Source organism: Streptococcus humanilactis (assembly GCF_019448275.1).
Lineage (GTDB): Bacteria > Bacillota > Bacilli > Lactobacillales > Streptococcaceae > Streptococcus > Streptococcus humanilactis.
In genome coordinates this window covers 90,933-102,841 of record NZ_JAHXBZ010000004.1, presented here as the reverse complement: position 1 = coordinate 102,841, position 11,909 = coordinate 90,933, and the positions used below count along the sequence as shown (strand labels likewise).

At 41.1% G+C, this 11,909-nt stretch carries 13 protein-coding genes, 1 tRNA gene and 1 pseudogene; 12 read left to right on the top strand and 3 right to left on the bottom strand.

All coding sequences use genetic code 11. The features are described from left to right. Positions 1-149: 149 nt before the first annotated feature. Positions 150-1,383: pseudogene (locus KV696_RS07035) on the top strand (transposase). A 2-nt stretch (positions 1,384-1,385) separates the two neighbouring features. Here the strand turns inward: KV696_RS07035 and yidC are convergent. Continuing rightward, positions 1,386-2,312: a membrane protein insertase YidC gene (gene yidC, locus KV696_RS07030; protein ID WP_219967224.1), complete on the bottom strand. Its 927-nt coding sequence runs from the start codon at positions 2,310-2,312 to the stop codon at positions 1,386-1,388. A gap of 77 nt (positions 2,313-2,389) precedes the next feature. Then, complete coding sequence (locus KV696_RS07025) at positions 2,390-2,668, bottom strand: acylphosphatase (protein ID WP_033684743.1); 279 nt, start codon at positions 2,666-2,668, stop codon at positions 2,390-2,392. A gap of 33 nt (positions 2,669-2,701) precedes the next feature. On the opposite strand from KV696_RS07025, the gene KV696_RS07020 reads away from it, so the two are divergent. The 11 genes from KV696_RS07020 (at position 2,702) to KV696_RS06970 (ending at position 11,513) form a co-directional block, all read left to right on the top strand. After that, positions 2,702-3,442 (top strand): TrmH family RNA methyltransferase, encoded by a 741-nt coding sequence (locus KV696_RS07020; protein ID WP_219967223.1) that lies wholly within the window; start codon positions 2,702-2,704, stop codon positions 3,440-3,442. A 54-nt stretch (positions 3,443-3,496) separates the two neighbouring features. Continuing rightward, positions 3,497-4,180: a Bax inhibitor-1/YccA family protein gene (locus KV696_RS07015; protein WP_045605511.1), complete on the top strand. Its 684-nt coding sequence runs from the start codon at positions 3,497-3,499 to the stop codon at positions 4,178-4,180. A 112-nt stretch (positions 4,181-4,292) separates the two neighbouring features. Next, positions 4,293-5,285, top strand: coding sequence for an aspartate--ammonia ligase (gene asnA, locus KV696_RS07010; protein ID WP_219967222.1), 993 nt, complete (start codon positions 4,293-4,295; stop codon positions 5,283-5,285). Positions 5,286-5,349: 64 nt separating this feature from the next. Continuing rightward, a complete protein-coding gene (gene rsmD / locus KV696_RS07005; RefSeq protein WP_219967221.1) occupies positions 5,350-5,889 on the top strand; it encodes a 16S rRNA (guanine(966)-N(2))-methyltransferase RsmD in 540 nt (179 codons plus the stop codon). After that, positions 5,879-6,367 carry a pantetheine-phosphate adenylyltransferase gene (gene coaD, locus KV696_RS07000; RefSeq protein WP_219967220.1) on the top strand — a complete coding sequence of 163 codons (489 nt, stop codon included), beginning with the start codon at positions 5,879-5,881 and terminating at the stop codon, positions 6,365-6,367. The genes rsmD and coaD overlap by 11 nt, the downstream gene beginning before the upstream one ends. Beyond that, on the top strand, positions 6,351-7,388 hold the full coding sequence (locus KV696_RS06995; RefSeq protein ID WP_219967219.1) for a SepM family pheromone-processing serine protease: 1,038 nt from the start codon (positions 6,351-6,353) through the stop codon (positions 7,386-7,388). The genes coaD and KV696_RS06995 overlap by 17 nt, the downstream gene beginning before the upstream one ends. Before the next feature lie 57 nt (positions 7,389-7,445). Beyond that, entirely contained in the window at positions 7,446-7,676 is a 231-nt protein-coding gene (locus KV696_RS06990) for a DUF1146 family protein (RefSeq protein WP_219967218.1), read from the top strand. 23 nt (positions 7,677-7,699) lie between these two features. Beyond that, a complete protein-coding gene (gene murA / locus KV696_RS06985) occupies positions 7,700-8,983 on the top strand; it encodes a UDP-N-acetylglucosamine 1-carboxyvinyltransferase (RefSeq protein ID WP_219967217.1) in 1,284 nt (427 codons plus the stop codon). Further along, positions 8,976-9,164: a DNA-directed RNA polymerase subunit beta gene (locus KV696_RS06980; RefSeq protein WP_025171934.1), complete on the top strand. Its 189-nt coding sequence runs from the start codon at positions 8,976-8,978 to the stop codon at positions 9,162-9,164. Before murA ends, KV696_RS06980 begins: the two co-directional genes overlap by 8 nt. Positions 9,165-9,202: 38 nt before the next feature. Continuing rightward, complete coding sequence (endA, locus tag KV696_RS06975) at positions 9,203-10,027, top strand: DNA-entry nuclease EndA (RefSeq protein WP_153226562.1); 825 nt, start codon at positions 9,203-9,205, stop codon at positions 10,025-10,027. Positions 10,028-10,181: 154 nt separating this feature from the next. Further along, a complete protein-coding gene (locus KV696_RS06970; RefSeq protein ID WP_219967216.1) occupies positions 10,182-11,513 on the top strand; it encodes a hemolysin family protein in 1,332 nt (443 codons plus the stop codon). Positions 11,514-11,708: 195 nt separating this feature from the next. Here KV696_RS06970 and KV696_RS06965 read toward each other — a convergent pair. Next, positions 11,709-11,779: transfer RNA gene (locus tag KV696_RS06965), tRNA-Cys, on the bottom strand. Positions 11,780-11,909 lie beyond the last annotated feature (130 nt).

Here is an 11,909-nt window from a genome sequence, read left to right as displayed (position 1 = left end):
GAGAAAGTTCTCAGAAGTGATATTCGGCTCTATAATATTTGTAGTGGGTAAATCCCCTATGAATATTATAGAGCCTATTTTGTTGTAGAAAAAAAGTCCCATAAGATCTATAATGAAAAGCGACAAAATAACTCATTATAAAGATTTATATGGAACAATTACATTTTATCACAAAACTTCTCGATATCAAAGACCCTAATATCCAAATTATAGATATCGTTAATAGAGATACCCACAAAGAAATCATCGCTAAACTGGATTATGAGGCTCCAACTTGTCCTGATTGCGGAAGCCAAATGAAGAAATATGATTTTCAAAAACTATCTAAGATTCCTTACCTCGAAACGACTGGTATGTCTACCAGAATCCTTCTGAAAAAACGCCGTTTTAAGTGCTATCAATGCTCTAAAATGATGGTCGCTGAAACTTCTATCGTCAAGAAGAATCACCAAATCCCTCGTATCATCAACCAAAAGATTGCTCAAAAGTTGATTGAAAAGACTTCTATGACCGATATTGCCTCATCAGCTGGTCATATCAACTTCAACTGTTATTCGCAAGCTCAATGATTTTCACTTTGAGCATGATTTTTCTCGCCTTCCTGAGATTATGTCTTGGGATGAGTACGCCTTCACCGAGGGAAAGATGAGCTTCATTGCACAAGATTTTGACAAGCTCAATATCATCACTGTTCTTGAGGGCAGAACACAAGCTATCATTCGAAATCACTTTGACTTAGCTAAATAGCTTTTTCCGTGTGCTAAAATCGTTCTTGATCGTTTCCATATTGTCCAACACTTGAGTCGTGCTATGAGTCGTGTTTGTGTCCAAATCATGAATCAGTTTGAACGAAAATCCCATGAATACAAGGCTATCAAGCGCTACTGGAAACTCATTCAACAAGATAGTCGGAAGCTCAGCGATAAACGTTTTTATCGCCCTACTTTTCGCATGCACTTGACCAATAAAGAGATTCTAGATAAACTTTTGAGCTATTCAGAAGACTTGAAATACCACTATAATCTCTAGCAACTCTTGATGTTTCACTTTCAGAATAAAAAGCCTGACAAATTTTTCGGACTCATTGAGGACAATCTAAAGCAGGTTCATCCTCTTTTTCAGACTATCTTTAAAACCTTTCTAAAGGACAAAGAGAAAATCATCAATGCCCTTCAGTTACCCTATTCCAATGCTAAATTGGAAGCCACCAATAATCTAATCAAACTTATTAAGCGAAATGCATTTGGATTTCGAAACTTTGAAAACTTCAAAAAACGGATTTTTATTGCTCTGAATATCAAAAAAGAAAGGACGAAATTTGTCCTTTCTAGATCTCAGCTTTTCTTCAACCCACTACAGTTGACAAAGAGCCAATCTACGTAGCTTTATCTCGAACGTTGTTTTCCAGCGTTGCGATTTTTGTGTTTTTTCTTGCTTGTGATAGCAGTTGGTTGTTCAGGGGTAACGTCTTTTCGTCCGTTTGCTGTTGAGAAAGAACTTGCTTTTGGTGGGTTCTTTGCCAGTTCTTCACGGACTTTTTTGCGAAGTTTTGGACGAACGATATAGTTGACGATAAACTGTTGGAGAATCATCATGAAACCACCGACAACCCAGTAAAGTGTGACACTGGCTGGTGAAATGAGGGAGAAGACAACAATCGTGATTGGGCTTACGTAAGCCATTTTCTTGATTTGTTCTCTTTGTGTTTCGTCTTCTACTCCGTGAAGTGAAAGGAGCGATTGAATATAGTAAAGGACACCTGCGCAGGCAACCAAAATCATACTTGGAGAACCTAGAGGAATGCCTAGGTAGCTTGCTTGAGCAACCCCTTCAGTATGTTGGGCAGCAAAGTAAATTGCAGAGAAGAATGGCATTTGAAGGAGGATAGGGAAACATCCTACACCACCAAACATGCTGATGCCGTGCTCTTTTTGAGCTGCAAAGAGAGCTTGTTGGGCTTCGAGTTTTTCTTCCTGAGTTGTTGCTTCTTTGAGACGCGTTTGGTGTGGCTCAAGGACGTGCTTGAGGGCGTTCATCTTTTCAGAGTGAAGTGTCGCCTTCCATGATTGGTAGATACCAAGTGGCAAGATAATCAAGCGCACGATAATGGTTACGATGATGATAGCGACACCAAAGCCTAGACCTTTATCAGTAGCGAAGTACTTGATAGCTTCTCCCATCGGGGCACCCAAGAAATCCCAAACGGGACCAATTGGCTTACCTGTTGCTTTATCAATCTGAACGCAACCTGTCAAAACAAGTAACATAGCCACTCCCATAGCTGAGAGTGCAAAACGTTTAATAGATTTCACTGTTTTTATTCCTTCTTTAAAAATTATACCTTTCTATTCTACTGTTTTTTTACAAAATATACAATAGTTCTAGAGACCTAATTTGCGATTTTAAAGTCAGGGTAGGGAGGAAAGTTGCTTAGTTTGACATCTAAGTAGCTGATTTTTGAAAAAGGTGTTGGTCCTTTGCGGATTTCTTGGATAAATTTTGCCATGGTAGCAGATGAGTTTGCTTGGGCTAAAATTTCCACTGTGCCATCGTCGTTATTCCATACTCGACCTGTGATGCCACCAATTTCAAGTGCTAAGCTGTAAACACCCCAACGAAAGCCGACTCCTTGCACCCTACCTTGGGCAATCATTCTAACCTTTTGCATACCAAACCCCTTTGATTGTGTTATAATATTTCTATGACTATTATAACCTCAAAAGCCAATTCTGTGGTAAAAAATGCCAAGAAATTACACCAAAAAAAATACCGCAAGTCTGCCTATTTGATTGAAGGCTGGCACTTGTTTGAAGAAGCTGTTCAAGCTGGAGTGACGATTGAGAAAATCTTTGCCCTAGAAAGTTATCGAGAACAGTTAGTTGCTTTTCCGCAAACTGTCTGGGTATCAGAGGATATTTTGCTAGATTTGGCGGATTCTCAGACTCCACAGGGAATTGTTGCGGTGGTTCAAAAAGAAGAAGTAGAACAAACTGACTTTAGTCAGGGCAAGTTCTTGTTTTTGGAAGATGTGCAAGATCCTGGTAATGTGGGAACGATCATTCGAACTGCGGATGCAGCAGGTTTTACTGGAGTGATTGTTTCAGAAAAGTCGGCAGATATCTACAGTCTCAAGACTCTACGTTCCATGCAAGGCAGTCATTTTCATCTGCCTATTTACCGGATGTCTAGTCAAGCGCTTCTTAAGGAAACCAAAGAGGCAGGTATCCCAGTGCTGGCAACAACTCTATCTAAAGATTCTGTTGATTACAGAGAACTGCCTCCTATAGAAAATTTTGTACTAGTTATGGGGAATGAGGGTCAAGGAATTAGTCCCCTCATGGCTGAGAGTGCAGACCAGTTGGTTCACATTAGTATGAAGGGTCAGGCGGAGAGTTTGAATGTTGCTGTTGCAGCCGGTATTTTAATTTTCCATTTAAGCTAATTTTAACTTTCTTTGTTATAATCAAGGAAAGGTGTTCATAGAAAAGGAGAAAAGATGAATCACACTATTATTCATGACCGCGCAGGTCTCAATCAATTTTACGCTAAAGTTTATGCCTTTGTTGGTCTGGGGATCGGATTATCTGCTTTAGTATCAGGTCTTATGTTGACGGTCTTTCAGTCTCAGTTGGTTTACTTTTTGATGCAGGGACGTCTCTGGTTGACCATTGCTACTTTTGCAGAGTTGGCCTTGGTTTTCGTTGCCAGTAACATGGCTTTAAAGAATAGTCCAGCTGCTCTTCCAGTATTTTTACTTTACTCAGTATTAAACGGCTTTACCCTCAGTTTTGTGGTGGCCTTCTATACTCCAGGTACAGTTTTATCTGCCTTTGTATCAAGCGCTCTTCTCTTCTTTGTCATGGCGGCAGTTGGCATGTTCACCAAGAAAGATTTGAGTGGGCTTGGTCGAGCGATGATGGCGGCTCTTATCGGTTTGCTGATTGCCATGGTAGTCAATATTTTCTTGGCTAGTGGTTTCTTTGATTATATGATTAGCGTAGCCATGGTTTTGGTTTTCTCAGGTCTGATTGCTTGGGATAACCAAAAAATTCGCTATGCCTATGAGCAATCACAAGGCCGTGTAGCGACAGGTTGGGTTGTGTCAATGGCTCTCAGTATCTATCTTGATTTTATCAATCTCTTCCTAAGTATTCTACGTATCTTTGGTCGTAATGACTAAAAGGTCTATGAAATCAGTGTTTTGAGTGACACTGATTTTTTTTAAAATTTCTCTTTTCTTTTCTTGGAAATAGGTGTATAATGCTTTTAATTAATTTTTTGAGGAGTAGTTTATGAAGAAAAGTTTTATCCATCAACAAGAAGAGATTTCCTTTGTCAAAAACACTTTTACCCAGTACTTGAAAGATAAACTAGAAGTTGTCGAAGTTCAAGGCCCTATCTTGAGTAGAGTCGGTGACGGGATGCAGGATAATTTATCAGGTGTGGAGAATGCCGTATCGGTCAAGGTTCTCCAAATCCCTGACGCTACTTATGAAGTGGTGCACTCACTTGCTAAATGGAAACGCCATACTTTGGCCCGTTTTGGTTTCGGTGAAGGTGAAGGTCTTTTCGTCCACATGAAGGCCCTTCGTCCAGACGAAGATTCGCTGGATGCGACCCACTCTGTTTATGTTGACCAGTGGGACTGGGAGAAGGTTATCCCAAATGGTAAGCGTAACCTCGCTTATCTAAAAGAAACAGTTGAGAAGATTTATAAGGCTATTCGCCTGACTGAGCTAGCTGTTGAAGCCCGCTACGACATCGAATCAATCTTGCCAAAACAAATCACTTTTATCCACACAGAAGAGTTGGTAGAACGCTACCCAGACTTGACTCCGAAAGAACGTGAAAATGCTATTTGTAAAGAATTTGGAGCAGTCTTCTTGATTGGTATCGGTGGTGAATTACCAGACGGTAAACCGCACGATGGACGTGCACCAGACTATGATGATTGGACAAGCGAGTCTGAGAATGGCTACAAGGGTCTGAATGGTGATATTCTTGTTTGGAATGAGGCTTTAGGTGGAGCCTTTGAGTTGTCTTCTATGGGAATCCGTGTAGATGAAGAAACTCTTCGCCGTCAGGTGAAAATCACAGGTGATGAAGACCGCTTGGAATTGGAATGGCACAAGTCCTTGTTGAATGGCCTATTCCCATTGACAATAGGTGGAGGAATTGGACAATCTCGTATGGCCATGTTCTTACTTCGCAAGAAACACATCGGAGAAGTGCAAACAAGTGTTTGGCCTCAAGAAGTCCGCGATACTTACGAAAATATTTTGTAGAGAATCGAACCGCAAGGTTCGGTTTTCTTTCTCTTTTCGCCCATAATTTGGTATAATAAACGGTATGAAAATCGTATCAGGAATCTATGGGGGACGTCCCCTCAAGACACTAGAAGGTAAGACGACAAGACCAACTTCGGATAAGGTTAGGGGAGCTATTTTTAACATGATTGGTCCCTACTTTGAAGGGGGACGAGTCTTGGACCTTTATGCAGGTAGTGGTGGCTTGTCTATCGAAGCAGTATCGCGTGGCATGTCCAGTGCTGTTTTGGTAGAGCGAGACCGTAAGGCTCAGGCTATCGTGGCTGAAAATATCCAGATGACCAAGGAAGTTGGAAAATTTCAACTCCTCAAGATGGATGCAGAAAGGGCATTGGAACAGGTATCTGGGAACTTCGACCTCATTTTCTTAGACCCTCCTTATGCCAAGGAACAAATCGTAGCAGATATTGAAAAAATGGCTGAGAGAGACCTCTTTTCTGAAGATGTCATGGTCGTGTGTGAGACGGATAAGGCCGTTGAACTTCCGGAAGAAATCGCCTGCCTGGGTATCTGGAAGGAAAAAATTTATGGAATTAGTAAGGTGACAGTTTATGTCAGATAAGATTGGCTTATTCACAGGCTCATTTGATCCGATGACAAATGGGCATCTGGATATGATTGAACGGGCGAGCAGACTTTTTGACAAGCTCTATGTCGGTATTTTTTTTAATCCCCACAAACAAGGATTTCTCCCTCTTGAAAATCGTAAACGGGGGCTAGAAGATGCTTTGAAACATTTGGCAAATGTTGCAGTTGTGTCTTCTCATGATGAATTGGTGGTTGATGTCGCAAAAAGACTGGGGGCTACTTGCCTAGTGCGGGGGTTGAGAAATGCGTCGGATTTGCAATATGAAGCCAGTTTTGATTACTACAACCATCAGCTGTCTCCTGATATAGAGACCATTTATTTACATAGCCGACCTGAACATCTTTATATCAGTTCATCAGGTGTTAGAGAACTTTTGAAGTTTGGTCAGGATATTGCCTGCTATGTTCCCGAGAGTATTTTGGAGGAAATAAGAAATGAAAAAAAAGATTAGATGGCCCTTATATGTCATTGCGGCCTTGATTGTGACTTTCTTGGCCTTTGTAGTGCCTTTGCCTTATTATATAGAGGTTCCAGGTGGTTCGGAAGATATTCGCCAAGTTCTTAAAGTCAATGACACAGAAGATAAGGAAGCTGGTGCCTATCAATTCGTTACGGTTGGTGTCCAACATGCTACTTTAGCTCATATGATTTATGCATGGTTGACGCCTTTTACAGATATTCGTAGTGCTCAGGAGACTACAGGTGGTTCTTCCGATGTTGAATTTATGCGGATCAATCAATTCTACATGCAGACATCGCAAAATATGGCCAAGTATCAAGGGCTAAAGACAGCTGGTAAGGATATTGAACTCAAATATCTTGGGGTTTATGTTTTGACTGTGACAGATAATTCAACCTTTAAAGGGATTCTCAACATCTCTGATACGGTCACAGCAGTCAATGATCAGACCTTCGACAGTTCCAAAGATTTGATTGATTATGTCAATTCTCAAAAATTAGGGGACTCCGTCAAGGTCACCTATGAAGAGGATGGGCAAACCAAGTCTGCAGAAGGAAAAATTATTACTCTAGAAAATGGCAAAAATGGGATTGGAATCGGTTTGATTGACCGTACGGAAGTGACCAGTGATGTCCCAATTCGCTTTTCAACAGCTGGTATCGGCGGACCAAGTGCTGGTCTCATGTTTAGTCTGGCCATCTATACCCAAATAGCTGACCCTGGCCTTAGAAATGGCCGTATCGTTGCCGGTACAGGTACCATTGACCGCGATGGTAATGTGGGGGATATTGGAGGTATTGATAAAAAAGTTGTTGCTTCGGCTAGAGAAGGTGCCGCGATTTTCTTTGCCCCAGATAACCCTGTTAGCGAAGAAGAAAAGACAGCACATCCTGATGCTAAAAACAACTACCAAACAGCCCTAGAAGCAGCTAAAACAATCAAGACGGATATGAAAATCGTGCCTGTTAAAACCCTACAAGATGCAATTAATTACTTGAAAAACAATCCCTAATTTTTAAGTGAAGTTTCCAAACTAGCGCACAAACAGAGAAGATGGTATAATAGTCAAATGGTTCAATTATTATTCACTCTAAGCAGTCATATGCTCTTTATTTATGTGAGTTTTTACCTTTTAAAGGATCTTGTTAGATGGGAAAAGGTTTTAAAAGTGACAACTGAGAATACAGGAAAAGTTCGTTTACTAGTAGTCTTTTTTAGCATTGTCATGGGCTACATCATGAGTTCTTTCTTTATCAGCCTATATCAGTTGTGGCAAGAAGCGCTTAGAGGATTATTATAAAATCAAATGTAAAGGAAATAAGTATGGAAAAAATTGTGGTTCAAGGTGGCGATAATCGTCTGGTAGGAAGTGTTACGATTGAAGGAGCAAAGAATGCAGTCTTGCCTTTGTTGGCAGCGACTATTCTAGCAAGTGAAGGAAAGACCGTCTTGCAGAACGTTCCTATCTTGTCAGATGTTTTCACCATGAATCAGGTGGTTCGTGGTTTGAATGCCAAGGTGAATTTTGATGAGGAAGATCATCTTGTTGAGGTGGATGCGACTGGCGATATCACTGAGGAAGCTCCTTACAAGTATGTCAGCAAGATGCGTGCATCTATCGTTGTCTTGGGACCAATTCTTGCCCGTGTAGGTCATGCCAAAGTATCCATGCCAGGTGGTTGTACGATTGGTAGCCGTCCTATTGATCTTCATTTGAAAGGTCTGGAAGCTATGGGAGCTAAGATTAGTCAGACTGCTGGTTATATCGAAGCCAAGGCTGACCGCTTACATGGAGCTCATATCTATATGGATTTCCCAAGTGTTGGTGCTACTCAGAACTTGATGATGGCAGCAACTCTAGCTGATGGTGTGACAGTGATTGAGAATGCTGCGCGTGAGCCTGAGATTGTTGACCTTGCCATTCTCCTCAATGAAATGGGAGCCAAGGTTAAAGGTGCTGGTACAGAGACCATTACCATTACCGGTGTTGAGAAACTTCATGGTACGACTCACAATGTAGTCCAAGACCGTATCGAAGCAGGAACCTTTATGGTAGCTGCTGCCATGACTGGTGGTGATGTCTTGATTCGAGATGCTGTCTGGGAGCACAACCGTCCCTTGATTGCTAAGTTGCTTGAAATGGGAGTGGAAGTGACAGAGGAGACTGAAGGAATTCGCGTTCGTTCTCAACTAGAAAAGCTAAAAGCTGTCCATGTAAAAACCTTGCCCCACCCAGGATTTCCAACAGATATGCAGGCTCAATTTACAGCCTTGATGACTGTCGCAAAAGGCGAATCAACTATGGTGGAGACAGTTTTCGAAAATCGTTTCCAACATCTAGAAGAAATGCGTCGCATGGGCTTGCACTCGGAGATTATCCGTGATACAGCTCGTATTGTTGGTGGACAAGCTTTGCAGGGAGCGGAAGTTCTTTCAACTGACCTTCGTGCCAGCGCAGCCTTGATTTTGACAGGTTTGGTAGCGCAGGGAGAAACAGTGGTCGGTAAATTGGTTCACTTGGATAGAGGTTATTACCGATTCCATGAGAAGTTGGCGCAGCTAGGTGCTAAGATTCAGCGGATTGAGGCAAGCGATGAAGATGAGTAAGAAATCAAGCTATGTAATCAAGCGTTTACTTTTAGTCATTTTGGTATTGTTTTTAGGTGCTCTAGCCCTAGGAATCGGCTTAATGGTCGGCTATGGAATCTTGGGCAAGGGTCAAGATCCATGGGCTATCTTGTCTCCAGCAAAATGGCAGGAATTGATTCATAAATTTACAGGAAATTAGGCTGGAGAACCAGCCTTTTTCTAGAGATAAGGAGAAATATGAATAAAAAAACAAGACAGACACTGATCGGACTGCTAGTGTTATTACTCTTATCTGCGGGAAGCTACTATATCAAGCAGATGCAGTCGACAGCTAATAGTCCCAAAACCAAGCTTAGTCAGAAAAAACAAGCGTCTGAAGCTCCTAGTCAAGAATTGGCAGAAAGTGTCTTAACAGATGCAGTCAAAAGCCAAATAAAAGGGAGCCTGGAGTGGAATGGATCAGGTGCTTTTATCGTCAATGGTAATAAAACAAATCTAGATGCCAAGGTTTCAAGTAAGCCCTACGCTGATAATAAAACAAAGACAGTGGGCAAGGAAACGGTACCAACCGTAGCTAATGCACTCTTGTCTAAGGCTACTCGCCAGTACAAGAATCGGGAAGAAACTGGGAATGGTTCGACTTCTTGGACTCCACCAGGTTGGCATCAGGTCAAGAATCTAAAGGGTACTTATACCCATGCGGTTGATAGAGGTCATTTGTTAGGCTATGCCTTAATTGGTGGCTTGGATGGTTTTGATGCCTCAACAAGTAATCCTAAAAATATTGCTGTCCAGACAGCCTGGGCCAATCAGGCACAGGCCGAGGATTCGACTGGTCAAAACTACTATGAAAGCATGGTGCGTAAAGCCTTGGACCAAAACAAGCGTGTTCGTTACCGTGTAACCCTTTACTACGCTTCGAACGAGGATTTAGTTCCTTCAGCTTCACAGATTGAAGCCAAGTCTTCAGACGGAGAATTGGAATTCAATGTTCTAGTTCCCAATGTTCAAAAGGGACTTCAACTGGATTACCGAACTGGAGAAGTGACTGTTACTCAGTAAAATACAAAATAAACTCCTATGTCACTTGAAGATGTAGGAGTTCTTTTTTGGACAATTTAAGTAGAACTAGAATAGACACTGAGAAAAAATAATATGTACTGAGCTAATTTTTGTGATATAATAAGTGACAAGATACTATTTTAGGAGAAGAACTATGGAAGACCCAAGTAGTCAGAATTTGTTGCTACAATTTGTTTTATTGTTTATTTTGACGGTATTAAATGCCTTTTTCTCAGCCACAGAAATGGCCATGGTTTCACTTAATCGTGCGCGGGTTGAACAAAAGGCAGAAGAAGGAGATAGACGCTATATCCGTCTGTTGAAGGTACTAGAAAATCCTAATCACTTTTTATCAACCATTCAAGTAGGGATTACCCTGATTACGATCTTATCTGGGGCAAGTTTGGCAGAAACTCTGGGACGAGAGATTGCTTCTTGGCTTGGAAATGGCGAAACAGCTTATGCCGTTGCAAGTTTTCTATCTTTAGCATTTTTGACTTATATTTCCATCGTTTTTGGGGAATTGTATCCTAAGAGAATCGCTCTTAATCTAAAGGATGCCTTGGCCATTCGTACAGCGCCAGTTATCATTGGACTTGGGAAACTAGTTAGTCCCTTTGTTTGGCTCTTGTCTGCATCTACCAATCTCTTGAGTCGCTTGACTCCTATGACCTTTGACGATGCTGACGAAAAAATGACCCGTGATGAAATTGAGTACATGCTGACAAATAGTGAAGAAACACTAGATGCTGACGAAATTGAGATGTTACAAGGGATTTTTTCACTGGATGAATTAATGGCCAGAGAAGTCATGGTTCCTCGGACGGATGCCTTTATGGTCGATATTCAGGATGATAGTCAAACCATCATCCAAAGTATTTTAAAACAAAATTATTCTCGTATCCCTGTCTATGATGGGGATAAGGATAACGTGATTGGGATCATTCACACCAAGAGTCTCCTTAAGGCAGGCTTTGTGGACGGTTTTGACAATATTGCTTGGAAGAAAATCTTACAAGATCCACTTTTTGTTCCTGAAACTATTTTTGTGGATGACTTGTTAAAAGAATTGCGCAATACCCAAAGACAAATGGCAATCTTGCTGGATGAATACGGTGGGATGGCTGGTTTGGTGACACTTGAAGATCTCCTAGAGGAAATCGTTGGGGAAATCGATGACGAAACAGATAAGGCTGAAATCGAAGTTCATCAAATCGGAGAAGATACTTATATCGTTCAAGGTACCATGAATCTCAATGATTTTAATGACTACTTTGATGTCGAACTGGCAAGTGATGACGTTGATACCATCGCTGGTTATTATTTGACAGGAGTTGGGACCATTCCAACAACTGAGAAACTCAGCTATGAATTGGTAAGCCAAAACAAACAGCTTATCCTAACCAATGATAAAGTGAAAAATGGACGTGTTACCAAGGTAAAAGTCCAAATCACAGAAGTCGAAATAGAAGAAGAAACAGAGTAAATTAGAGGCTTTTGTCATCATGAGTGACAAAGCTTTTTTCAGTTGTTTTAAAAGGGAATAGTATCCTCGAAAAACTCAGCCCCAACCTTGCCCCAAAAGTTTTTTAAAGTTATACGTATTTATTCGAGGAAAAAGAAAAAAGCCCTTTAAATTGGGCTTTCTGTCTTGATAAAATCCGATAAATTCGGTATTGAAAGGCGGTAGACGGATTTGAACCGACGATCAAGCTTTTGCAGAGCCGTGCCTTACCACTTGGCTATACCGCCTTAACGTTTATTATTATACCTTGAAAATGATTTTCAGTCAATAGCTTTTTCAGATTTTTTGTGTCAATAAGCCTAAATATTCTGAAAATTCGTTTACTTTTCTTGAAATCTATGGTATAATTGATGATAA